This is a genomic window from Streptomyces cylindrosporus, from assembly GCF_022698165.1.
Lineage (GTDB): Bacteria > Actinomycetota > Actinomycetes > Streptomycetales > Streptomycetaceae > Streptomyces > Streptomyces cylindrosporus.
Map to the genome: position 1 here is coordinate 569,532 of NZ_JALDAY010000004.1, position 23,950 is coordinate 593,481.

The following is a 23,950-nucleotide window of genomic DNA, read 5'->3' on the forward strand; positions in this document are numbered from 1 at the left end:
GCAATGGCAGGCGAACAGAAGGCCAAGGGCAAGAAGGAACAGGCCAAGGGCAAGGCCGAGGAGACGATCGGCCGGGCCGTCGGCAACGAGAGCATGGAGGCCAAGGGGCGGCTGCGGCAGTCCAAGGGCGACGCCCGCCAGGCCAAGGAGAAGGCCAAGGACGCCTTCAAGCACTGACGAGCACAGACAAGCACAGACAAGCACAGACAAGCACTGGGTTTTCAGCTCTTGCGGCGCCCTATGAGGTGCGGCTTCGCCTCCAGCCCGTCCAGGCCGTGCCAGGCCAGGTTCACCAGATGGGCGGCGACCTCCGCCTTCTTGGGGCGCCGCACGTCCAGCCACCACTGGCCGGTCAGCGCGACCATGCCGACCAGGGCCTGCGCGTAGAGGGGCGCCAGCTTGGGGTCGAAGCCGCGGCTCTTGAACTCGCGGCCCAGGATGTCCTCCACCTGGGTCGCGATGTCCGAGATGAGGGACGCGAAGGAACCCGTGGACTGGGGGATGGGCGAGTCACGGACCAGGATGCGGAAGCCGTCCGTGTACTCCTCGATGTAGTCCAGGAGGGCAAAGGCCGCCTGCTCGCACAGCTCACGGGGGTGACCGGCGGTCAGCGAGCTGGTCACCATGTCCAGCAGGCGCCGCATCTCGCGGTCCACCACCACCGCGTACAGGCCCTCCTTGCCGCCGAAGTGCTCGTACACCACCGGTTTGGAGACCCCGGCCTTCGCCGCGATCTCCTCGACCGAGGTGGCCTCGAAGCCCTTCGCGGCGAAGAGGGTGCGACCGATCTCCAGCAGCTGCGCCCGGCGCTCGGCGCCCGTCATCCGGGTGCGACGCGCTCGCCGCGGCTTCTCTGGACTCGGGGTGCTGCTCGGATCGGTCGCCACGGCGTCAATCATGCCGCCTCGGCCGTCTCCTTCCGGCGCCGAGAGCCATCCTGGCCGGTGTTACGGCGTGAATCGATACGCGAGCGTGACGGCCAGCGCACGTCGTAGGCCCAGCCGAGCTGCTCGCACCAGCGGATGATCCGCGCCGAGGAGTCCACCTGGCCGCGCATCACACCGTGCCGCGCCGAGGTCGGGTCGGCGTGGTGCAGGTTGTGCCAGGACTCGCCGCAGGACAGCACGGCCAGCCACCACACGTTGCCCGAACGGTCACGCGACTTGAACGGCCGCTTGCCGACCGCGTGGCAGATCGAGTTGATCGACCAGGTCACGTGGTGCAGCAGCGCCACCCGGACGAGTGACCCCCAGAAGAAGCCGGTGAACGCGCCCCACCAGGACATCGTCACCAGGCCGCCGATCAGCGGGGGCAGGGCGAGGGACAGCATCGTCCAGTAGATGAACTGCCGGGAGATCGTCCGGATCGCCGGGTCCTTGATCAGGTCCGGGGCGTACTTGTCCTGCGGCGTCTGCTCCTCGTCGAACATCCAGCCGATGTGGGCCCACCACAGGCCCTTCATCAGCGCCGGCAGCGTCTCGCCGAAGCGCCACGGGGAGTGCGGGTCGCCCTCGGCGTCGGAGAACTTGTGGTGCTTGCGGTGGTCGGCGACCCAGCGCACCAGCGGGCCCTCCACCGCCATCGAGCCGGCGATGGCCAGCGCGATGCGCAGCGGCCGCTTCGCCTTGAAGGAACCGTGGGTGAAGTAGCGGTGGTATCCGATCGTCACGCCGTGGCAGCCGAGGTAGTAGAAGAAGACCAGCAGGCCGAGGTCCAGCCAGCTCACTCCCCAGCCCCAGGCCAGCGGCACCGCGGCGATCAGGGCCAGGAAGGGGACGACGATGAAGAGGAGAAGGGCGATCTGCTCGATCGACCCCTTCTTGTCGCCGCCGAGAGTTCCCGAAGGGACAGGGGTGTCGTTGTTGTTCGCCTTCGGGGCGTCATCGATCACATCGGAACTCGTGGTCATGGGGCGTCCCCTGTGGGGTCGAGGGTTGAGGCAGTGCCGGGTCGGCTGGAGGGACCGTGCCCGGGTTCCGTTACAACGGTCCCTACGGTTCCGTAACCTACGGCGACGTAAGTATGGCAGTGCGCCGCCCGGCGGCAAGAGCCCGAGAGTCTGCGCGTCCGCATGGACACCTATCCTTGGAGTCGGTCGGACAGCGCGGTCCGCTCTGATTCCTTCCCGGAAGTCAGGGCCGTATGCGGCACCCGCCGCGGCGGCCCCGGGCAGCCGGGTTCCCCTGCCGGACGAGCTTCAACACTGCAAGGAGCCGCACCTGTGAGCAGTGCCGACGACCAGACCGTGTCCCGGGCGACCACCAGCCCCGAGCTACGCGCCGACATCCGCCGGCTGGGTGACCTCCTGGGCGAGGCGCTCGTCCGGCAGGAGGGGCCCGAGCTGCTGGAACTCGTCGAGAAGGTCCGCCGCCTGACCCGCGAGGACGGAGAGGCCGCCGCCGAGCTGCTGCGCGGCATCGAGCTGGAGACCGCCGCCAAGCTGGTGCGCGCCTTCTCGACCTACTTCCACCTGGCCAACGTCACCGAGCAGGTGCACCGGGGCCGCGAGCTGCGCGCCCGGCGCGCCGCCGAGGGCGGTCTGCTGGCCCGCACCGCCGACCGCCTCAAGGACGCCGACCCCGAGCACCTGCGCCAGACGGTCGCCAACCTCAACGTCCGGCCCGTCTTCACCGCCCACCCCACCGAGGCCGCGCGCCGCTCGGTCCTCAACAAGCTCCGGCGCATCGCGACCCTCCTGGAGACCCCGGTCATCGAGTCCGACCGGCGCCGCTACGACACCCGTCTGGCCGAGAACATCGACCTCGTCTGGCAGACGGACGAGCTGCGCGTCGTCCGCCCGGAGCCCGCCGACGAGGCCCGCAACGCCATCTACTACCTGGACGAACTGCACGCGGGCGCGGTCGGCGACGTCCTGGAGGACCTCACGGCCGAGCTGGAGCGGGTCGGCGTGAAGCTGCCGGACGACACCCGTCCGCTGACCTTCGGCACCTGGATCGGCGGCGACCGTGACGGCAACCCGAACGTCACCCCCCAGGTCACCTGGGACGTCCTGATCCTCCAGCACGAGCACGGCATCAACGACGCCCTGGAGATGGTCGACGAGCTGCGCGGCTTCCTCTCCAACTCCATCCGCTACACCGGCGCCACCCAGGAGCTCCTCGACTCCCTCCAGGCCGACCTGGAGCGCCTGCCGGAGATCAGCCCCCGCTACAAGCGTCTCAACGCCGAGGAGCCCTACCGCCTCAAGGCCACCTGCATCCGGCAGAAGCTGGAGAACACCAAGCAGCGCCTGGCCAGGGGCATCCCGCACGAGGAGGGCCACGACTACCTCGGCACCTCCGAGCTGCTGGCCGACCTCACCCTCATCCAGAGCTCCCTGCGCGAGCACCGCGGCGGCCTCTTCGCCGACGGCCGCCTGGACCGCACGATCCGCACGCTGGCCGCCTTCGGCCTCCAGCTCGCGACCATGGACGTACGAGAGCACGCGGACGCCCACCACCACGCGCTCGGCCAGCTCTTCGACCGGCTCGGCGAGGAGTCCTGGCGGTACGTCGACATGCCCCGCGAGTACCGGTCCCGGCTGCTCGCGAAGGAGCTGCGGTCCCGTCGTCCGCTGGCCCCCACCCCGGCGCCCGTGGACGCGGCAGGCGCCAAGACCCTCGGCGTGTTCGAGACGGTCAAGCGGGCCCTGGAGGTCTTCGGGCCCGAGGTCATCGAGTCGTACATCATCTCGATGTGCCAGGGCGCCGACGACGTCTTCGCCGCGGCCGTGCTCGCCCGCGAGGCCGGCCTGATCGACCTGCACGCCGGCTGGGCGAAGATCGGCATCGTGCCGCTCCTGGAGACCACGGACGAGCTCAAGGCCGCCGACACGATCCTGGAGGACATGCTCTCCGACCCGTCCTACCGGCGTCTGGTGGCGCTGCGCGGGGACGTCCAGGAGGTCATGCTCGGCTACTCCGACTCCTCCAAGTTCGGCGGCATCACCACCTCGCAGTGGGAGATCCACCGGGCGCAGCGTCGGCTGCGCGACGTGGCGCACCGGTACGGGGTGCGCCTGCGCCTCTTCCACGGCCGCGGCGGCACCGTCGGCCGCGGCGGCGGCCCCTCGCACGACGCGATCCTCGCCCAGCCCTGGGGCACCCTGGAGGGCGAGATCAAGGTCACCGAGCAGGGCGAGGTCATCTCCGACAAGTACCTCGTGCCGTCGCTGGCCCGCGAGAACCTCGAACTGACCGTCGCCGCCACGCTCCAGGCCTCCGCCCTGCACACCGCCCCGCGCCAGTCCGACGAGGCGCTCGCCCGCTGGGACGCCGCGATGGACGTCGTGTCGGACGCCGCGCACGCCGCCTACCGCAGGCTCGTCGAGGACCCGGACCTGCCGACGTACTTCCTCGCGTCGACGCCGGTGGACCAGCTCGCCGAACTGCACCTCGGCTCCCGGCCCTCCCGCCGCCCCGGCTCGGGAGTCTCGCTCGACGGACTGCGGGCCATCCCGTGGGTGTTCGGCTGGACCCAGTCCCGGCAGATCGTCCCCGGCTGGTTCGGCGTCGGCTCCGGGCTCAAGGCCCTGCGCGAGGCGGGCCTGGACACCGTGCTCGACGAGATGCACGAACAGTGGCACTTCTTCCGCAACTTCATCTCCAACGTCGAGATGACCCTCGCCAAGACGGACCTGCGGATCGCCGCCCACTACGTCGACACCCTCGTCCCGGACGAGCTCAAGCACGTCTTCGACACCATCCGCGCCGAGCACGAACTGACCGTGCGCGAGGTGCTCCGGGTCACCGGCGAGGCCGAACTCCTCGACGCCGCCCCGGTGCTGAAGCAGACCTTCAGCATCCGCGACGCCTACCTGGACCCGATCTCCTACCTCCAGGTGACCCTCCTCAAGCGCCAGCGCGACGCGGTCGCCGCGGGCGAGGAGCCCGACCCGCTGCTGTCCCGCGCCCTGCTCCTCACGGTCAACGGCGTGGCGGCGGGCCTGCGCAACACCGGCTGACGAACGTGCAGTTGGGGGTGCCCCCGAGCCTGGTACGGGCTCGGGGGCACCTCCGTCTCTTCTTCTACGTCAGACCCGGCGCCGCCTGGCCACGAGGTAACCGCCCCCGGCGACCAGCGCCGCCGCGAGCCCGGAGAGCAGGGCGACGGGGGCGCCGTTGCCGGTCTCGGCGAGGTCGCCCGACTCGCCGCCCTGCGCGGAGGGCGACGCGGACGGGGCAGAGCCGGCGGCCGGACTCGCGGACGACCCGGGCGAGTTCGGCGAGGCGGACGCGGACGCCGACGCGGACGGCGTCGAGGTGGACGTCGTACCGCCGCCGCCCTTCGCGTCGTCGTCCCCGCAGTCGGTCCAGAACACCTTGTGCTTGGCGGCGCCCTTCTCGCCGGCGAAGTTCCAGAACAGCTTGTAGTGGCCGTCGGGCAGTGACAGGTCCTCCGTGCGGCCGTGGCCCTGGGCGTCCAGGACGATGTCGCCGGACTTCACGGTCTCGCCCTTGGTGTGGGCGGTCGGGGCCCAGGCCTCGATGTGCCAGCCGACCTGCTGGCCGCCGTCGAAGCCGAAGGCGTCCAGGTAGAAGGTGCAGACGTGCGGCTCGTTGCGCCTGAGCTCTTCGCCGGTCCTGGCGTCGTGGATCTTCACGGTCCCGTTGTCACCGGGAGCGGTGGCGTGGGCGGTGACCGGGGCGGCGAACAAGGTGGCCGCGGCGACGGCGGACAGGGCGCCGGCGCGGGTGAGGGTACGCATGGGGCAGTCCATCTTCGAGTTACGGACGGGAAGATGTGGAGGGGGCGGCTCAGCTTCCAGCCGTGACTGACCTACGGTCAATCACGAACAGGCAACACACAGACTCTCCACACGAGGGAGAACAGGGAAAGCCGTCAGATCGTCACGAAAGCTGCCGTGAGCAGCGCGATCCCGGTCCCGGCCATGACCCACGCGGCCCGCGTCCGGCGCAGCCCGCCCGCCACGACCACCGACGCCAGCAGCAGCGCGCCGCCCATCGGGACCCACGAGTACAGGATCCCGGCCGGCCCCGAGCGCACGACCTCGTCGCTGCCGGGCATGACGACGACGGTGTAGCGCCGCCCCTTCTTCACCGCGACGGTCCTGTCGATGACGACCCGCTCCCGCGCCGTCGACCCCTGCGAGACCGGCGTGTAGGGACCCGTGCAGGTGTCCGCCCCGCACCGCGTCACCTCGATCGTGCCGGTCTCCCGCCCCTTGGTGAGCATCACGTACGGCGCGGTCCGCCACGAGGCCCACACCCCGGCGATCAGGATCAGCGCCGCGACGGTACCCATCGCCGCGACCCGCCCGAACCGCAGCGCGGCGGCGGATGCCTGTCGAGGTGCCTGACGGGAGGCGGTGGCTGCGGGCATGGCGGGGATCATTGGCCATGCCCGCACGATCGGTCAACTCGGATGGGGGACAAGTCAGGAGTTGTACGTGCTTTGCGCGCGCTCCAGCCCCTCGATCACCAGACACTCCACGGCGTCCGCCGCCCGGTCCACGAAGTAGTCCAGCTCCTTGCGCTCCGCCGAGGAGAAGTCCTTCAGCACGAAGTCGGCGACCTGCATACGGCCGGGCGGGCGCCCGATGCCGAACCGCACCCGGTGGTACTCCGCCGAGAACGCCTTCGTCATCGACTTCAGCCCGTTGTGCCCGTTGTCCCCGCCGCCGAGCTTGAGACGCAGGACGCCGTAGTCGATGTCCAGCTCGTCGTGCACGGCGACGATGTTGGAGACCGGGACCTTGTAGAAGTCCTTGAGCGCCTTCACCGGCCCGCCGGACAGGTTCATGTACGACATCGGCTTCGCCAGAATCACCCGGCGGTTCAGCGGTCCCGGCGGCCCGATCCGGCCCTCCACGACCTGCGCCTGGGCCTTCCCGGCCCGCTTGAACCTCCCCCCGATCCGCTCGGCCAGCAGATCGGCCACCATGAACCCGACGTTGTGCCGGTTCATGGCGTACTCGGGACCGGGGTTGCCGAGGCCGACGATCAGCCAGGGGGCACCTGCGGGGGTGGTCACGTCCATGTCTCCTCGATACACGCCAGCCGCTGCCCCGGACGGGAACAGCGGCTGACAGGAAAGTGAGCGTCAGGCTCAGGCCTCGGCGACCTCTTCGGCCGCGGCCTCCTCGCCCTCGGCGGCCTCCTCGGCCTGCGCGGCCAGGACCTGCAGGACGACGGCGTCCTCGTCAACGGCCAGCGTGGTGCCGCTGGGGAGGGTGATGTCCTTGGCGAGGACGGAGGCGCCGGCCTCCAGGCCCTCGATGGAGACCGTGACGGCCTCGGGGATGTGGGTGGCCTCGGCCTCGACCGGCAGCGCGTTCAGGACGTGCTCCAGCAGGTAGCCGCCCGGGGCCAGCTCGCCCTCGGTGTGGACCGGGACCTCGACCGTGACCTTCTCGCCGCGCTTGACCAGCAGCAGGTCGACGTGCTCCAGGTAGCCCTTGATGGCGTCACGCTGGACGGCCTTCGGGATCGCCAGCTCGTTGGCCTTGCCGTCGATGTCCAGGGAGATCAGGACGTTCGGCGTACGCAGGGCGAGCAGCAGGTCGTGGCCCGGGAGGGTCAGGTGCAGCGGGTCGGCACCGTGGCCGTACAGCACGCCGGGGACCTTGGAGTCACGGCGGATGCGGCGGGCGGCGCCCTTGCCGAACTCGGTGCGGGTCTGGGCGGAGATCTTGACCTCGGACATGATCACTCCTCGTAGAAATCGGAACGGACGTGGTCACCCGGCCACGAACGGCCTGCTACGAAGAGCGCGTCGATAACGGAGGCGTGGCCTCCCTCGCCGAGCAACTGGGACAGTCTACTCAGCGAGGAAGGCCACGAAAAATCGATCTTGCCGAAGCTGTACGGCTTGCTGCTCGGCTTACTGCGCGTCTTACTGCTCGTCGCGTCTTACTGCTCGTCGAACAGGCTCGTCACCGAGCCGTCCTCGAAGACCTCGCGGACCGCGCTCGCGATGGTCGGCGCGATCGACAGGACCGTGATCTTGTCCAGGGCCAGCTCGCTCGGCGTCGGCAGCGTGTTCGTCAGGACGAACTCGCTCACCTTGGAGTTCTTCAGACGGTCGGCCGCGGGGCCCGACAGCACGCCGTGCGTCGCCGTCACGATGACGTCCTCCGCGCCGTGCGCGAACAACGCGTCCGCCGCGGCGCAGATCGTGCCACCGGTGTCGATCATGTCGTCGACCAGCACGCACACACGGCCCTCGACCTCACCCACGACCTCGTGGACGGTGACCTGGTTCGCCACGTCCTTGTCGCGCCGCTTGTGCACGATCGCCAGGGGCGCGCCGAGCCGGTCGCACCAGCGGTCGGCCACCCGGACACGACCGGCGTCCGGCGACACGACGGTCAGCTTGTTCCGGTCGACCTTCTGCCCCACGTAGTCCGCGAGCAGCGGCAGCGCGAACAGGTGGTCCACCGGGCCGTCGAAGAAGCCCTGGATCTGGTCCGTGTGCAGGTCCACGGTCAGGATCCGGTCCGCGCCCGCCGTCTTCATCAGATCGGCGATCAGACGGGCCGAGATCGGCTCCCGGCCGCGGTGCTTCTTGTCCTGACGGGCATAGCCGTAGAACGGCACGATGACGGTGATGGAGCGCGCCGAGGCCCTCTTCAGGGCGTCGATCATGATCAACTGCTCCATGATCCACTGGTTGATCGGAGCCGTGTGGCTCTGGATCACGAAGCAGTCCGCGCCGCGCGCCGACTCCTGGTAGCGAACGTAGATCTCGCCGTTCGCGAAGTCGAAGGCCTTCGTCGGGACGACCCCGACCCCCAGCTGCTGGGCGACCTCCTCGGCAAGCTCGGGGTGGGCGCGGCCGGAGAAGAACATCATCTTCTTCTCGCCGGTCGTCTTGATCCCGGTCACAGCTGTCTCCTCAGAGGTGTCTCAACTGGGTGTGCACTTATCACGGTACGCCGTGTCCGGCGCACCCGTTTCCGGTCAGTCTTCGCTCTCGACCTGCCGGGATGCCGCCTCCGCCGCCTTCGCGGCAGCGCTTCCCGGACGCTTGCGGGCGACCCAACCCTCGATATTCCGCTGCTGACCACGGGCCACGGCCAGCGAACCGGGCGGCACGTCCTTCGTGATCACGGACCCGGCAGCGGTGTAGGAACCGTCCCCGACCGTGACAGGAGCCACAAACATATTGTCCGAGCCGGTACGGCAGTGCGACCCGACGGTGGTGTGGTGCTTCTCCTGCCCGTCGTAGTTCACGAACACGCTGGCAGCGCCGATGTTGGTGTACTCGCCGATGGTCGCGTCACCGACGTAGGACAGATGCGGGATCTTGGTGCCCTCGCCGATGGAGGCGTTCTTGGTCTCGACGTACGTACCGATCTTGCCCTTCGTCCCCAGCCGCGTCCCGGGACGCAGATAGGCGTACGGCCCCACGCTCGCGCCCGCGCCCACCTCGGAGCTGTAGGCCACCGTGTTGTCCACGCGCGCGCCGGCGCCCACCGCGGTGTCCGTGAGGCGGCAGTTGGGCCCGACCTCGGCGCCCTCGCCGAGGTGCGTCGAGCCGTGCAGCTGGGTGCCCGGGTGGACGACGGCGTCCTGCTCGAAGGTGACGGTGACGTCGACCCAGGTGGTCGCGGGGTCGATGACCGTCACCCCGGCGAGCATCGCCTCGGTCAGGAGCCGGTCGTTGAGGATCCGCCGGGCCTCGCTGAGCTGCACGCGGTTGTTGATGCCGGCGATCTCGCGGTGGTCGCCGGTGACGGAGGCCCCGACCCGGTGGCCGGCCTCGCGCAGGATCCCCAGGACGTCCGTCAGGTACTCCTCGCCCTGGCTGTTGTCGGTCCGCACCTTCTTCAGCGCCTCGGCGAGCAGCTGCCCGTCGAAGGCGAACACCCCGGAGTTGATCTCGCGGATGGCCCGCTGGGCGTCGGTCGCGTCCTTGTGCTCGACGATCTCGGTGACGGCACCGGTCGTCCCGTCGCGCACGATCCGGCCGTAACCGGTGGCGTCCGGGACCTCGGCGGTGAGCACGGTCACGGCGTTGGCGTCACCGGTGTGGGTGGCGGCGAGCTGCCGGAGGGTGGCGCCGGTGAGCAGCGGGGTGTCGCCGCAGACGACCACGACGGTGCCGTCGACAGCGCCGCCGAGCTGCTCCAGGGCGATGCGGACGGCGTGCCCGGTGCCGTTCTGCTCCTCCTGGACGGCGGTGCGTACGCCGGGGTCGATCTCGGCGAGGTGCGCGCCGACCTGCTCCCGCGCGTGCCCGACCACGACGACCAGGTTCTCGGGGTCCAACTCACGGGCGGCGGCCAGTACATGGCCGACCAGGGACCGGCCGCAGATCTGGTGCAGGACCTTCGGTGTGGCCGACTTCATACGGGTGCCCTCACCCGCTGCGAGAACGACGACGGCTGCCGGGCGAATGGCGCTCACGGGGTTGCCCTTCGGCTTTTGGGATGGGTGGGGACATCCGCAGGATACCGGGGCGTTTTGTGGGGGACATGGGAGCGGGCCCTGACAGTGTGGTCAGGGCCCGAACCGAGTGTGGCTCCCCCGCCAGGACTCGAACCTGAAATACATCATCCAAAGTGACGTGTGTTGCCGATTACACCACGGGGGATGGAACTCGACTATCCGGACATCTGGCCGGAATGCCGAGCGGCTCCCAACACTATGCCGTACCAAGAGCCTTCGATGCGACGATACAAGTCGGCACCCTTCAAGACTTTGATCACTAGGCAACCTCGGTAGGTCTCGCCGGTGTTCTTGCGAACGGTCTTGGGGTTGTGCTTCTTGAGGGTCGTCTTGTTGAACGCCGAGCGGTCCGCGCCCACGAGCTCCGCCCAGTACCGTTCGGCAGCCGCTACATCCGCGTTCTCATGGATCATGACGCAGTACCGGAGTCGCTCGCGCGCAATGTCAATGAGGTCCAGCCAGGCCAGGAAGACCTGGATCATGCCAGGGTCACTGTTGACGAAGGTGACGTTCTCGCGTCGGTCGTACGGCTTGTCCTTGCTGCCTTCTGCCCAGTAGAGGCTCACGCCCACCAGGAACAGCTCCCGGGCCGACAGGTTTGCTCCTATCGTTTTTGTGCTGCCAGCTTCGCTTGATCCGTCGGATCGCGGCGTTCAGGCTTGGGCAGGTCCCGCACCCACAACGAGATCGAGCTCTTCGAGCACCCCAGCTCAACCTGGATCTGGTCGTACGTCCATCCCTGCCGCCGCAGCTCCCGGGCCCTGTGCCTCAGGTCGTCCTTCGCGTTCGGGCGCTTGGTCCACTCCGGAGGCGGCACGCCCTCCAGGAGGCGGTTGAGGATGTCGTTGTTGTCGACGTGGAGTCGGTCGCGGATCTGGCGTCGGCTGAGCCCCGCTCGCCGCAGCGCCACCGCCTGCTCCCTGAGGGTCTCGAAGTCCGCGTACTTGCCGAGTGCGTGTGCCATAGGCATACCCTTTGGCCGGAATCCGATCTTCCGGGGTCGAACGGTGAGCGATTCAGCAGTTCGAGGGAAAGCGGTTTGTTTCGCATCCGGTCGGTCACGCACTGTGGTGTAAGCCAGTCCCGGAAACTCACCGGAAAACGGGGCGCGGACGCCCGTAGGCTGGAGGCATGACCACGACGGGGGAAGACCACGCCGCGGCCCGGGGAGGGCCGTGGTGGTGGGAGCGGTGGCGTAGTGCGGCGTTGGACGTGGGGCTCGCGGTCGCGTCCGCGGCGGAGTGCGCGTTCGAGGGGATCCGGTTCGCGCGCGACGCGGGGATCCCCCTGGCCGCGGGGATCGTCTTCGGCGTGCTAGCCGGTTCCGCGCTGCTCGTGCGCCGTCAGTGGCCCATCGCCGTCGTACTGGTGTCGATCGCGATCACCCCGGCCCAGATGGGCTATCTGATGGGCATCGTCGGCCTCTACACCCTCGCCGCCTCGGAGCTGCCCCGCCGCATCATCGGCTCGCTCGCCGGTATGTCGCTGGTCGGGATGCTGATCGTGATGTTCGTGCGCGTGCAGCAGGACATGGCGCACGGGGAATGGCAGATCGGCGACTGGTTCGTGCCGTTCGCCGCGATCACGATCGCCATCGGGATGACCGCGCCTCCGTTGTTGCTGGGTCTGTACGTGGGGGCCCGGCGGCGGTTGATGGAGAGCCTGCGGGAGCGGGCGGACAGCCTGGAGCGGGAGCTGCAACTGCTCGCCGAGCGCGCGGAGGAGCGCGCGGAGTGGGCGCGGGGCGAGGAGCGGACGCGGATCGCGCGGGAGATGCACGACGTCGTCGCGCACCGGGTGAGCCTGATGGTCGTGCACGCGGCCGCGCTCCAGGCGGTGGCCCGCAAGGACCCCGAGAAGGCCGTGAAGAACGCGGCGCTGGTGGGGGACATGGGCCGGCAGGCGCTGACCGAGCTGCGGGAGATGCTCGGGGTGCTCAGGAGCGGGGACGGCGGCGTACGGCGGCCGTCGGAGCGGTCCGCCGCCGTTCCGCTGGCGGCGGTCGGGGTCGCGGCGGCCGTGGCCGCTTCGAAGGCCGTGGACGAGGGCGACGGGCCCTGCCTCTCGGAACTGGACGAGCTGATCGGGCAGTCGGCGGCGGCCGGGATGGTCGTGGACCTGTCCGTCGAGGGCGAGACGCGGGTGTACGCCGCGCAGATCGAGCAGACCGCGTACCGCGTGGTCCAGGAGGCGTTGACGAACGTCCACAAGCACGCGGCCGGGGCGAAGACGCATGTGCGGGTGGCGCACCGGGTCTCGGAGATCGCGATGCAGGTGGAGAACGAGCCGCCGCCGGAGGTCGCCTCGGCGTCGTCGGCACGGCTGCCGTCCGGGGGCAACGGCCTGGTGGGGATGAAGGAACGGGTCACCGGCCTGGGCGGCGTGTTCGTGTCGGGGCCGACGGACGCGGGGGGCTTCCGCGTGTCGGCGGTGATTCCGGCGGCGTGACCCTTGGGGTGCGGGGTGCGGGGTGCGGGGTGCGGGGCGTGCGGCGTGAGGGGGCCTGCCTGCCGGGATCGGCGCGCGGGGAGCCGCCTGGCGGGATCTGCGTGCGGGGATCGGTCCGTACTCGTGTGTGTGGGGGCTCAGCCCGCTGTCAGGCGTACCGGTTCGATGCCCGTGACGAGGCCGGCGAGGGCCTGGTCGATGTCGGGGCCGAGGTACCAGTCGCCGGTGTGGTCGAGGGCGTAGACGCGGCCCTCGGCGTCGATGGCGAGGAGGGCCTGGGTGTCGGTCTCGGTGCCGAGCGGGCTGACCTCGGTGTCGAGGGCGCGGCCGAGGTCGCCGAGGGTGCGGGCCAGGTGCAGGCCGTGCAGCGGGTCGAGATGGACCGCGGTGGGGGCGACCTGGCGGCCGGGACCGGTCGGGGCGATGTGCAGACCGCCGAACTCGGCCCACGCCTCCACGGCGGCGGGGAAGACGGCGTGCCGGTGGCCCGCGGGCGAGACGTGGTCGCGCAGGGCGTCGGCCCAGTACTCGGCCTGCTTTATGTCCCAGCGCCCGGGCTGCCAGCCGGCGGCGCGCAGGGCGGCGTCGACGGGCACGGGGAAGCGCGTGGAGGAGGTGCGGTCGGGGTGCATCTGCCCTTCGATCGTCGAGGTCATGGGTCGGCGCGAGGCCGTACAGCGGTGTTGCCGAATTCCTGTGCTGGGGGGTGGGGTGGGGGCTAGTCGTCCGCCGCCGCCGGGTCGACTACGCGTACGCCGAAGTGGGCGCTGAGGGCGGCGCAGGCGCGGCAGGGCGCGGCGAAGCTGCCGTGCAGCGGGTCGCCGTCCTCGCGGATGCGGCGGGCGGTGAGCTTGGCCTGCTTGAGGGCCTTGCGGGCCTCGCCGTTGGTCATGGGCTTGCGGGCGGCGCGCTTGCTGCGGGCGTCGTCCGCGGCGGCTATGTGCCGCGAGATGAGGATCGTCTCGGCGCAGCGGCCGGTGAAGCGGTCGCGCTGGTCGCTGGTGAGGGTGTCGAGGAAGTCCTGGACGAGCGGGTGCAGCGGCGGCGGCTGATCGCCGCGGGCGGCGGTGCCGGTGAGGGTCGCGCCGCGGACGGAGAGGGCGGCGGCGACGGTGGGGAGTATGCCGTCGCGACGGTGCAGCAGGGCGGGCGCGTGCGGTGCCTCGGTGCTGCTCCAGCCGATGCGCGGGTCGCCGGACATACCGGTGTTGCGGGCGTCCGTGTGCGGTCCCGTCTGCGTCGCGTTCATGATCGTCATCCCCTCCCGAGCATCCCCCGGACGTCACAGAGTGCCAAATCCCGTGGCGGGTGCGGAAGCTGGGGCGGTGCGACACGCCCGGGTTTGGGCGGGCTGTCACGAGGGGGTGACGGCTGGTCACGGAAGCGGAGGGGGTCATGACCGGCGCCGGTGACCGGGGTCGTCGTACCGCATAGGCTGTCGTTGCCGCGATTCGCGCGGGCGACGCATGTCGTTCGGGCGAAGGCGCGTGGTGGGACGCGCGGGTGCGCGTGGTCAACACGCTTGGGTGACGGTCGAGACGGAAGTCGAGACGGACGAGACAGTCGATACGGTGCGTAGCGGGCGGTGGGAGCCGGGCGTTGCGGGCCGTACCAGAGTGCCGCAGGGGGCAACCGCCATGACGACAGGTCGGCTCGGGCAGAGGGCCGCGCCGCCGAACGCGGCCTATGCCGGGCAGGTCGTGCACTTCCCGGATCCGGTCCGGGCGGCGCGTCACCCGAGAGGGGTACGCGTGGACGAGCACGGTTACCCCGACTTCTCGCCCTACGCGCGTGCGGCCGCGGAGATCGCCGAGCCGCCGGAGGGCTTCGGGGTGGACGAGCTGCGGCTGACGGACTACGTCTCGGCGAACGCGGCGCTCGCGGCGACCGGTCACGACCTGTGGGACACGGTGCCGGCGGTGGCGACGCCGCACGGCTGGACCTGGCACCACGTGGTGGGCACGCGCCGGCTCGAACTGATCCCCGTCGACGTGAAGGCTCTGCTGCGGCACCACGGCGGGATCGCCACGTCGGGGGTCGACCAGAACAAGCGCGGCACACGGCCGCTGCAGGAGACGCGTCCGGCGCACTTCGGGCTGCCGAAGTCCGGGGTCGCGGTGACGGAGGGCCAGGTGCAGGGCGTCGAGGAGGACCTCGGCTACCGCCTGCCGGGCGCGTACCGCTCGTTCCTGAAGGCGGCGGGCGGAAGCGCCCCCGTCGGAACGGCCCTTGACGCCGAACTGGGCCTGCTGATCGACCAGCCCTTCTTCACGGTCCGGGACGAGGCGGCGGTCAACGACCTCGTCTACGTCAACAAGTGCCTGCGCGACCACCTGACCAAGGACTACCTCGGCGTCGGCTTCGTCCAGGGCGGACTGCTCGCGGTGAAGGTGAAGGGCGAACGGATCGGTTCGGTGTGGTTCTGCGCGTACGACGACGCGCGGGACGTCGACCCCTCGTGGGCGCCGGCGGAACGCGTCGAACGCCTGCTGCTGCCGTGCGGCGAGGACTTCGACGCGTTCCTGTCCCGACTCGCGGGCTCTCCGCCGGAGTTGGAGACGGTGGCGAACTTGATGGTGGACGGCGGATTCGCGCACGCGGTGCCGGTGCCTTCGGCTTCTTCGGCGTCGTCGGCTTCTTCCGCGTCGTCGGTGGGGGAGTGAACTGAGCGATGGTGACTTTCGCGCAGGCGCAGGAGCGCGCCGAGGAGTGGATCAACGGTGAGGTGCCGTCGTACCAGCACCGCGAGGTGCGGGTGCGGGAGTTCGAGCTCGGGTTCGTGGTCTGGGCGGAGGACCGCGCGGACGGACCGCGCTCGGACGGCGGCGCGCAGCGGCTGGTGATCGCCCGCGACAGCGGGGAGGCCACGCTGTGGCCCTCACTGCCGGTGGGCGAGGTGATCCGCCGCTACGAGGAGGAGTACGGCCGCCCGGACACCACCCCCGACTCGGCCCCGGCGCCGGCCGCACCGGCCCGGGTGGACCTGAACCAGACGTCCTTCCTGCTGACTCCGCCGGAGTGGTTGCAGGAGGCGGCGGACAAGCTGGGGATCGGGGAGCGGCGGGGTGGGGGCGCTGGGGAGGACGGGGGTGTTGGGGCCGGGGGCGGTGCCGGGGCCGGTGCAGGGGGCGTCGGTGCTGGTGCCGGTTCGGGTGCGGGCGTTGGCCATGGTGCCGGGGCCGGTGCCGGTGCCGGTGCTGGTGTCGGTTCGGGTGCTTCGTCGGGTGGCGGGGCTCTGAGGGATGCGCTTCCGGAGACGCAGGCCGGGGTGCCCGGTGGAGGGGGCGCGGGGGCGCAGGGCGGCGCGGGCGCTGGTGCCTCGAACTCCTCGGTGGGGTCAGGCGGTTCGGCCGGTCTGGCGGCGGATGTGCCTGCCGGGGCGACGCCTTGGGCCGGGACCGACACCAACGCCGATGCCGGCGAGGACCGTTCCGTACCGCTCCCGGCGACGGTGTTCGCACCGCCACTGAACGAGCCGGGGGACACACCGCCGGACGCGCAGACGGAGTTGATGCCGGGGGGTAGTCGGCTTCCGCGTACAGCGGTGGAGCCGGCGCTGGACGAGCCGGGTGCGCCGGGCGCACATGGAGGGCCTGGGGCACACGGCGGGCCTGCGGCGCATGTAGGGCATGGAGCGCAGGGTGTTGGCGGGGCGCCCGGTGGTGCGCCTGGGGCGCAGGGCGTGAGTGGTGTGCCGGGGGCGCACGGTGCCGGAGGGGCGCCGGGTGGTGTGCCCGGGGCGCCTGGAGTGCCGGGTGCGCCGGGGAGTGTGCCGCCGCCTCCGCCGGGGGCTGGTGCGTCGGCGTACGGGTACCCGCAGGGCGCGGGTGGTGTGTCGGGGGCGCCTGTGGGTTCGGGTGCGCCGGGCAGCGCGTTGCCGCCTCCGCCTCCGCCGCCGGTTCCTGATGGGTCGGCGTATGGCTATCCGCAGGGTGCGGGTGGATCGGCGGTTCCAGGGGCGCCCGCGTCAGGGGCCACACCTCCGCCGCCTCCCCCTCCTCCGTACGCTCGTCCGCCGGAGCCCGGCGTGTCCGGGCCGGGTGCGCCTCCGCCGCCCGCGCCCTCCTACGGTTACCCGCAGCCACCGGCTGCCCCGGGTGCGCCGAACGTGCCCGGCGCGCCGAACGCCGGCGACATCGCCGACGCCGCCACCAGCAAGGCGGGTCCTCCACCGCGCCGGGGTTCGACGACTCCGCCTCCGCCGAGTGCGCCTGGAGCTCCGGGCGCGCGGGCCGGTGGCACGCCTCCGTCCGCGCCGCCTGCTGGGCCGGGTGCGGGCGGGTACGTCCCGACGCAACTGGTGTCGGCGCTCGGGCCCGACGGGCCTGAGGGCGCGGGCGGGATCCCTGGCGGCAGCCCGGGCGCGCCGCAGCCCCCCGGCGCACCGAACCCGCCGGGCGCCCCCAACCCGCCCGGCGCGCCGAACGCCCCCGGCGGTACGCCTCCGGGCGTCCACCACGCCGCCACGATGTTCGCCGACCCGGGGCGGATGGGCCCGGGCGGGGGCGCACCGCAACCTCCGGGCGCCCCGGGTGCCCCGGGCACGCCCGGCGCGCAAGGCGCTCCGAGCGCCCCCGGTACGCCGAACGCGCCCGGCACACCCAGCACGCCCGGCGCCCCAAGCGCCCCGCAAGGCGCCGTTCACCACGCGGAGACCGTGTTGGCCGCACCCTCTGTGGGCGCCCCTGGCGCACCCCCGATGGGCCCGCCCGGTACACCGCCGCCCCCGCCGGCACCCGGCGCACTCGGCACCCCGGGCGCCCCCGGCATGCCCCCGGGCGCCCCGCAGCCGCCGATGCCCTCGGCGCCCGGCGCGATGTCCCCGCCCCCGGGCGCGATGCCCCCGCCCCCCGGCCCCACGCAGCAGCCGGCCTATGGATATCCGCCGCAGCCGCAGGGGCAGCCGACGGTGGGGCCCGGTTACCAGGCCGTGCTGCGGTATCGGGCGCAGGACGGGTCGGAGCAGCAGCTGATCCGGCGTTCCGCGCCGGGGACGCCGCATCCGGAGTGGCAGATCTTCCATGAGCTGCGTGGCATGAACGTGCCGCCGGACCAGGTCCTGGAGCTGCACACCGAGTTGGAGTCCTGCGAACTGCCGGGTGCCTACTGTGCCCGGATGATCCGGGAGCAGTGGCCGCAGGCGCGGATCACGAGCATCGCGCCGTACGGCACGGACCACGCGAGCCGGCAGCAGGGCATGCAGCAACTGCTCGTACACCAGGGAGAGTTGCACCAGGTGGCGGACGGCCCGGCCCGCCCCGCGCCGGTGCGCGCCCCGTTGCCGCCGGTGCAGGCCGCGCCGCCGATTCCGCCGGAGGCGGTCGCGCAGGAGATGGCGGGCGCCTTCGGTCCCGGGGTCTTCCGGTTCGAGCAGGCGGCCGTGTCCCGGCAGGGCGTACCGCCGGTCGTGGCGCAGTCGCTGGTGGTGGCCGGACTCCCGTTGGACATGGGGCCGTTCTTCTGGGCGCAGGCCCAGCCGGGGCGGCCGGTGCCAACGCTCGCCGAACTCGCCCAGGAGCGTGGCGTCCAGCCGTCCTCCGACGCGGGCTCGTACCTCGTCATGGGCAGCGACTTCGGCAAGGCGATCTGCGTGCAGTACGGCACGGCGAACATCGTCGCCGTGCCGGTGGAGGCCGGGCCCGGCGGGGTGTCCGTACCACCGCAGTTCGTGAACACGGGGCTGCCCGAGTTCCAGCGGTGCCTCGCGCTGCTCGGCCGGATGTGGCGGCTCCGGTTCGGCCTGAACCAGGAGCAGGCGGGCCGCTGGACCGTCGACTTCCAGGCCCAGCTGGCCTCCCTCGACCCGGCGGCACTCGGCTCGCCGGAGAGCTGGTGGTCAGTACTGCTGGAGCAGATGTGGGACGGGTTGCTGTGACGCCCCACTGACACCCACTGGCACTGCGCGCACAAGCGCATCGGGCCGGGCCCGGTCATCGCGACCGGGCCCGGCCTTTTCCATGAGCCCCCGGCGATCACCCTGGACCCGCGACGTCCGCCAGACCTCCGCTCCTCCGCGCCTCCGCTCCTCCGCGCCGACCGTGACTCCCGCGCGGAGTGTCGCGTTATGAACACTTACGCCCTATACGTCAACATGTGGCGCGAAATCATCATTTCGTGTTCGTTCGGCGGAGAGGGGTTCCAGGATGAGCGGCGCAGTGGTCTCGCCCCACGGCTTCGGGACCGTACGGGGGCGCGGTTACCGTCCCGAACAGGTCGACGCTTTCGCCGCCGCGCTCTCCCGCGACCGCGACGCCGCGTGGGAACGGGCCGCGCGGCTCACCGTGCTCGCCCGGGAGATGGAGGAGGAGGCCGCGCGGTTGCGTGAGACGGTGGCACGGCTCGCGCCGCAGTCGTACGAGACGCTCGGGGGGCGTGCGAGCCAGCTCTTCGCGCTGGTCCTGGAGGAGGCGACGGCCGTGCGGGAGGGCGCGCGGCAGGAGGCGCAGCGACTCGTGGAGGCGGCGCGGGCGCGCGCGGACAGCGTGCGGAGTGCCGCGCAGGCGCACGCCGACGAAGTGCGCTCCGAGGCCGAGGAACGCGCCCGGCAACGCCTGCTCGCCGCGCAGGCCGAGGCCGACGAGATCCGCATCGGGGCCCGCCGGGAGGTCAAGGAGGGGCGAGGGGAGGCCCTCGCGGCGCTGCGGGAGGTCCGGCAGCGGACCTCCGCGATGCTTGCCGAGCAGGCCAAGGAGTTCGCCGAGCGGTGGGCCGAGGTGGAGCGGGAGGAGGCCGAGCGGGTCGCGGCGCTGGAGGCGCGGGAGGCCGAGCGGGTGGCTCGTGCCGAGGCGGCGTTGTCCGAGGCCAAGCGGGAGTTGGGGGAGGCGGAGGAGTCCGGCCGGCGGTGCCGGGAGGAGGCTCGGGTGCGGGCCGGGGAGATCGTGGCGGGGGCACGGCTTCGGGAGGAGGCGATCGCCCGGGAGACGGAGCGGGTGCTTCGGGAGCACGGGGAGCGGTGGGACGACGTACAGGCCCAGATGGATTACGTACGAAGCAGTCTTACGGCGTTGACGGGGTCGGCGTCCGGGGAGTGACGGGGAGTGGGGCGGCGTGGGAGGGCGTGGGACGGCGTGCGGCGTGGGGCGGGGGCGCTCGGTGTTGACCGTGCGCCCCCGGTGGTGCGGCGCAGGCGGGGCTGATGTCTACGTCCCCCTTCGCACCGCCCCCGCCAGGATCCACCCCTCCACCGCCTCGTACTGATGGCGCTGTTCCTCCGACGCCCGGCGTCCGGACAGCACCGTCCCCAGCCACCCGAACGCGAAGCCCAGGGGGATCGACACCAGGCCCGTCGTGGTGAACGGGAACCAGTTGAAGTCGGCGTCGGGGAAGGCCGCGACGGGGGAGCCGGAGACCAGGTTCGTGGCCGGCATCAGGAGCAGGACCGTCACGGTGCCGCCGATCAGCGTCCACAGCAGGCCCGTTCGGGTGTAGCGGCGCCAGAAGAGGCTGTAGACGAGAGCGGGGGCGATGGCCGACGCGCCCAGGCAGAAGGACAGGGTCACCAGGGGCTGCAGGCTGCGGTGCTGGACCAGCGTGGCCAGCAGGATCGCCGGGATGCCGACCGCCAGGGCCGAGAGCCGGGACAGGGCCATCTCGCGGTGCGGCGACATTTCCTGGACGCGGGCCGCGAACACGTCGTGGGCCAGGGAGTTGGCGCACGCGAGGATCATGCCGGCGACCGAGGCGAGGAGGGTGAGGAAGATCGCCGTGGTCACCGTGGTGAAGAGGAAGGTCTCGCCGGTCGAGACGTCGGGGCCGAACGCGGCGCGCGAGCCCAGCAGGTACGCCGTGTTGCCCTGCGGGTCCGCCTGGGCGATCACCGCGCGGCCGATCAGGGCCGTCGCCCCGAATCCGACCACCGTCATGATGACGACGAAGACCCCGACCGAGGACACCGCCCAGGACATCGACCGGCGCACCTGACGGGCGCTGGACGCCGTGTACATGCGCATGGTGACGTGCGGCAGGCAGGCACCGCCGATGACGACCGTGAGCTGCGAAGCGATCATGTCCAGCCGGGGGTTGGAGCTGCCCGCGAACTCCACGCCCGAGTGGAGGAAGGCGGAGCCGACCCCGCTCTGCGCGGCGGCCGCGCTGAACAGCGCGCCGGGGTCCCAGTCGAAGCGCCGCAGGATCAGTACGGCGATCACCGCGCCCGATCCGAGCAGCATCACCATCTTCAGCATCTGGATCAGGGCCGTGCCCTTCATGCCGCCGATCGCCGCGTAACTGATCATCAGCGCGCCCAGCCCGATGATGCAGCCGGTCTTCAGGGAGTCGCCGGAGAAGCCGAGGATGAAGGCCAGCAGCTGCCCGGTACCGGCGAGTTGGACCAGCATCAGCGGCAGCAGCGCGGCGATGGTCACCGCGCACGCCGTCATGCGCACCGCGCGCCCCGGCATGCGCCGTGCGAGCGCGTCGCCCATCGTGAACCGGCCCGCGTTGCGCAGGGGTTCGGCCAGCAGGAACATCAGCAGCAGGAGGGAGAGCGTGGTGCTCAACGCCAGCACGATGCCGTCGTAACCGCAGAGCGCGATGACGCCGCCCGTGCCGAGCACGCTCGCCGCCGAGATGTAGTCGCCGGCGATCGCGAGGCCGTTGCGCATGGGGGAGAGGGAGCCGTAGCCCGTGTAGAACTCGTCGAGGTCGTCGCGGTCGGGGCCCGTCATCACGCACAGCAGCAGCGTGATCGTGGCGATCGCGGAGAACGCGACGAGGGACATGGCCTGCGCGTTGCCGCTGAAGCCGTTGGTCATCGGGCCGCCTCCCGCTTGGCGTCGAGTTCGGACTGCTTGCGGATGCGGTCGGCGATCGGGTCGACGTAACGGCGCGCCGTGTGCTCGTACAGGACGATCGCGAGCCAGGTCACCGGGATCTGGAGGACCGCGAGCAGCAGGCCCGTGGGCAGGCCGTCGGTGACCGTGCTCGTCATGAACGCCGGCGCGAAGGCCGACAGGAGGAGGAAGAGCGTGAAGTAGCCGAGCGCGGTGAGCGAGGCGGTGCGCCGCTGCCACCGGTAGGCGCTGCGCAGGATCCGCAGATCGCTGTGGTGGCCGAGCGGGGCGCGCGGCGGACGGCGGCGGGGGGCCGGTTCGGGCGGGTCGAGGGGCGGCTGCCAGGGGTAGGTCATGTCGTGCTGCGGCGGCTGCGGTTGCTGCGGTGGATATCGGTACGGGTACGACGGGGACGGGTCGTAGGACATCCCGGTACTCCTTGCGTGGCTCGGGTCCTGGCGGGGACCGCAGGGAGGTGGGGGGCGTGCGGAGCCACGCACGTTACTCGTCGGTCACCAGGTGCGCGAGCTTTTCACCAAACTGATCGGTCGGTATGCGCTTACTTCGCTGACCTGGGGTGTTACCCCCGTTAACTCAGACTTTTGAGCGTCCAGTTGGGGTGCGCTCGGGAAGCGCCGGTCACTCTTCCGTCAGTACCGGGAAGCGGCGCGGCGCCAGCACCAGCAGCACCAGGAAGGCCAGCGCCGCCGCACAGGCCGCGCCCAGGTACACCGCGTGCACCGCGTCCGCGATCGCCCGCCGCGTCGCCTCCGGGACGGCCCCCGTGTCCAGGCCCCGCGTCACCGAGTCGAGGTCGCTCGCGCCGCCCAGCCGGGAAGCCAGTACGCCGTTGGCGACGGCGCCGAAGACCGACGCGCCGATCGTCTGGCCGGCCTGGCGGCAGAAGAGCACCGACGCCGTCGTCGTACCGCGCTCCGCCCAGCCCACCGACGACTGCACCCCGATGATCAGCGGCAGTTGGAACAGCCCCAGCACCGCGCCGAGCGCCAGCATCAGCAGCATCGGCTGCCACCAGGATCCGGGATACGGCAGGAACGGGAACGCCAGCAGGATCAGCGCGCCCGCCCCGATGCCGATCAGCGCGGTGTCGCGGAAGCCGATGCGCCGGTACACGTGCTGGCTGAGCGCCGCCGAGGACGACCAGGTCAGCGTCCACACGGACAGCACCAGACCGGCGGCCGCGGGGCCGAGCCCGAGCACCGACTGCGCGTACGTCGGCAGGAACACCGACGGCGCCACCATCAGCAGCCCGAGCGCGCCCAGCGCGAGGTTGACGGCCGCGATCGTGCGGCGGCGCCACACCCAGCCGGGGATGATCGGCTCGGCCGCCCGGCGCTCCATCCACACCACGAGCGCCACCAGCGCGAGCCCGGTGGTGAACAGCGCGCACGACGGCGCGGACAACCACGGCCACGCCACCCCGCCCTGCACGAGCGCCGTCAGCAGCACGCCCCCGCACGCGAAGACCGCCAGCGCCCCCGCCCAGTCAACCCGCGGGGGCGTGCGCGGCGCGCGCTCCGGCTCGTGCAGATGACGCACTATCAGCCAGAGCGCCGCCGCGCCGATCGGCAGATTGACCAGGAAGATCCACCGCCAGTCGGCGTACGCGGCCAGCACACCGCCGAACCCCGGCCCGGCCACCGCCGACACCGCCCACACCGTGGACAACTTGGCCTGGATCCTGGGCCGTTCCTCGAGCGGGTACAGGTCCGCGGCCAGCGTCTGGACCGTGCCCTGCAGCGCGCCGCCGCCCAGGCCCTGCACGATCCGGAACGCGATCAGCGCCCCCATGTTCCACGCGCCCGCGCACAGCAGCGAGCCCAGCAGGAACACGGCCGCGCCCGCGACGAGGACCGGCTTGCGGCCGAAGGTGTCGGACAGCTTGCCGTACACCGGAAGCGTCACGGTCACCGCGAGCAGGTAGCCGGAGAACAGCCAGGAGAAGACCGAGAAGCCGCCGAGGTCGCCGACGATCTGCGGTACGGCGGTGGAGACGATGGTGGCGTCCAGCGCGGCCAGCGCCATCGCGAGCATGAGGGCGGCGACGACGGCGCCGCGTCTGCGGGTGTCCTGCGCGGGCCTGCCGCCGACCGACGCCTGTATCTCCGTGTCCCCCTGGTCCACAGGATTCCTTCCCCTTGCATCTATCTGCCGCCGAACAGCTTCCCACTTGACCCTCACGTCGCGGCAGGGTGGAAGCTCGGTGGACCGACGGGTGGACCGAACCCCTAGATCGGCTCCACCCGGCGGTGGAGTGCCCCTAGGGGTTCCTCCGCACTACGGCTCGGGGAGGGTTCG

General features: G+C 71.5%; 19 protein-coding genes, 1 tRNA gene and 1 pseudogene. 6 read left to right on the top strand and 15 right to left on the bottom strand.

Annotation, left to right across the window (positions count from 1 at the left end; translation table 11 throughout):
- Positions 1–3 precede the first annotated feature (3 nt).
- The gene (locus MQP27_RS15545; RefSeq protein WP_242765698.1) at positions 4–177 is read left to right on the top strand and encodes a CsbD family protein; all 174 of its coding nucleotides are present in this window, start codon (positions 4–6) and stop codon (positions 175–177) included.
- A 44-nt stretch (positions 178–221) separates the two neighbouring features.
- On the opposite strand, the gene MQP27_RS15550 is transcribed toward MQP27_RS15545, so the two are convergent.
- The gene (locus MQP27_RS15550) at positions 222–899 is read right to left on the bottom strand and encodes a TetR/AcrR family transcriptional regulator (protein WP_242765699.1); all 678 of its coding nucleotides are present in this window, start codon (positions 897–899) and stop codon (positions 222–224) included.
- Complete coding sequence (locus tag MQP27_RS15555; RefSeq protein ID WP_242765700.1) at positions 896–1,909, bottom strand: acyl-CoA desaturase; 1,014 nt, start codon at positions 1,907–1,909, stop codon at positions 896–898. The genes MQP27_RS15550 and MQP27_RS15555 overlap by 4 nt, the downstream gene beginning before the upstream one ends.
- Before the next feature lie 312 nt (positions 1,910–2,221).
- Here MQP27_RS15555 and ppc point away from each other — a divergent pair, with 312 nt between their 5' ends.
- The gene (gene ppc, locus MQP27_RS15560) at positions 2,222–4,963 is read left to right on the top strand and encodes a phosphoenolpyruvate carboxylase (protein WP_242765702.1); all 2,742 of its coding nucleotides are present in this window, start codon (positions 2,222–2,224) and stop codon (positions 4,961–4,963) included.
- Between the two features lie 69 nt (positions 4,964–5,032).
- On the opposite strand, the gene MQP27_RS15565 is transcribed toward ppc, so the two are convergent.
- The 8 genes and pseudogenes from MQP27_RS15565 to MQP27_RS15600 all read right to left on the bottom strand — a co-directional run bounded on the left by MQP27_RS15565 (position 5,033) and on the right by MQP27_RS15600 (position 11,376).
- Positions 5,033–5,707, bottom strand: coding sequence for an LPXTG cell wall anchor domain-containing protein (locus tag MQP27_RS15565; protein WP_242765703.1), 675 nt, complete (start codon positions 5,705–5,707; stop codon positions 5,033–5,035).
- Positions 5,708–5,841: 134 nt separating this feature from the next.
- On the bottom strand, positions 5,842–6,354 hold the full coding sequence (locus MQP27_RS15570; protein ID WP_242765704.1) for a hypothetical protein: 513 nt from the start codon (positions 6,352–6,354) through the stop codon (positions 5,842–5,844).
- Between the two features lie 42 nt (positions 6,355–6,396).
- Positions 6,397–6,999, bottom strand: a complete 603-nt coding sequence (pth, locus tag MQP27_RS15575; protein ID WP_242765706.1) for an aminoacyl-tRNA hydrolase — start codon at positions 6,997–6,999, stop codon at positions 6,397–6,399.
- Between the two features lie 69 nt (positions 7,000–7,068).
- Positions 7,069–7,665: a 50S ribosomal protein L25/general stress protein Ctc gene (locus MQP27_RS15580; protein ID WP_242765708.1), complete on the bottom strand. Its 597-nt coding sequence runs from the start codon at positions 7,663–7,665 to the stop codon at positions 7,069–7,071.
- 206 nt (positions 7,666–7,871) lie between these two features.
- The gene (locus MQP27_RS15585) at positions 7,872–8,846 is read right to left on the bottom strand and encodes a ribose-phosphate diphosphokinase (RefSeq protein WP_242765710.1); all 975 of its coding nucleotides are present in this window, start codon (positions 8,844–8,846) and stop codon (positions 7,872–7,874) included.
- Between the two features lie 75 nt (positions 8,847–8,921).
- Positions 8,922–10,370, bottom strand: coding sequence for a bifunctional UDP-N-acetylglucosamine diphosphorylase/glucosamine-1-phosphate N-acetyltransferase GlmU (glmU, locus tag MQP27_RS15590; protein ID WP_242765712.1), 1,449 nt, complete (start codon positions 10,368–10,370; stop codon positions 8,922–8,924).
- 112 nt (positions 10,371–10,482) lie between these two features.
- Positions 10,483–10,557, bottom strand: a tRNA-Gln gene (locus MQP27_RS15595).
- Positions 10,558–10,567: 10 nt separating this feature from the next.
- Positions 10,568–11,376, bottom strand: a pseudogene (locus MQP27_RS15600) (hypothetical protein).
- Positions 11,377–11,543: 167 nt separating this feature from the next.
- Here MQP27_RS15600 and MQP27_RS15605 point away from each other — a divergent pair.
- Positions 11,544–12,860, top strand: coding sequence for a sensor histidine kinase (locus MQP27_RS15605; protein ID WP_242765714.1), 1,317 nt, complete (start codon positions 11,544–11,546; stop codon positions 12,858–12,860).
- Between the two features lie 137 nt (positions 12,861–12,997).
- On the opposite strand, the gene MQP27_RS15610 is transcribed toward MQP27_RS15605, so the two are convergent.
- Together MQP27_RS15610 and MQP27_RS15615 are read right to left on the bottom strand one after the other, a co-directional pair.
- Positions 12,998–13,492, bottom strand: coding sequence for an SUKH-3 domain-containing protein (locus MQP27_RS15610; protein WP_242765894.1), 495 nt, complete (start codon positions 13,490–13,492; stop codon positions 12,998–13,000).
- 86 nt (positions 13,493–13,578) lie between these two features.
- Positions 13,579–14,118: a YwqJ-related putative deaminase gene (locus MQP27_RS15615; RefSeq protein ID WP_242765716.1), complete on the bottom strand. Its 540-nt coding sequence runs from the start codon at positions 14,116–14,118 to the stop codon at positions 13,579–13,581.
- A 379-nt stretch (positions 14,119–14,497) separates the two neighbouring features.
- On the opposite strand from MQP27_RS15615, the gene MQP27_RS15620 reads away from it, so the two are divergent.
- From MQP27_RS15620 to MQP27_RS15630, 3 genes are all read left to right on the top strand, one after another.
- The gene (locus MQP27_RS15620; protein WP_242765719.1) at positions 14,498–15,523 is read left to right on the top strand and encodes an SMI1/KNR4 family protein; all 1,026 of its coding nucleotides are present in this window, start codon (positions 14,498–14,500) and stop codon (positions 15,521–15,523) included.
- Between the two features lie 8 nt (positions 15,524–15,531).
- The gene (locus MQP27_RS15625; protein ID WP_242765721.1) at positions 15,532–18,735 is read left to right on the top strand and encodes an SUKH-4 family immunity protein; all 3,204 of its coding nucleotides are present in this window, start codon (positions 15,532–15,534) and stop codon (positions 18,733–18,735) included.
- A gap of 268 nt (positions 18,736–19,003) precedes the next feature.
- Positions 19,004–19,891, top strand: a complete 888-nt coding sequence (locus MQP27_RS15630) for a cellulose-binding protein (RefSeq protein WP_242765723.1) — start codon at positions 19,004–19,006, stop codon at positions 19,889–19,891.
- Between the two features lie 108 nt (positions 19,892–19,999).
- Here MQP27_RS15630 and MQP27_RS15635 read toward each other — a convergent pair whose 3' ends face one another.
- From MQP27_RS15635 to MQP27_RS15645, 3 genes are all read right to left on the bottom strand, one after another.
- Entirely contained in the window at positions 20,000–21,613 is a 1,614-nt protein-coding gene (locus MQP27_RS15635) for a sodium/solute symporter (RefSeq protein WP_242765725.1), read from the bottom strand.
- Positions 21,610–22,059 (bottom strand): DUF485 domain-containing protein, encoded by a 450-nt coding sequence (locus tag MQP27_RS15640; protein WP_242765727.1) that lies wholly within the window; start codon positions 22,057–22,059, stop codon positions 21,610–21,612. The genes MQP27_RS15635 and MQP27_RS15640 overlap by 4 nt, the downstream gene beginning before the upstream one ends.
- A 211-nt stretch (positions 22,060–22,270) precedes the next feature.
- Positions 22,271–23,776, bottom strand: a complete 1,506-nt coding sequence (locus MQP27_RS15645; RefSeq protein ID WP_372511194.1) for an MFS transporter — start codon at positions 23,774–23,776, stop codon at positions 22,271–22,273.
- Positions 23,777–23,950: the final 174 nt, after the last annotated feature.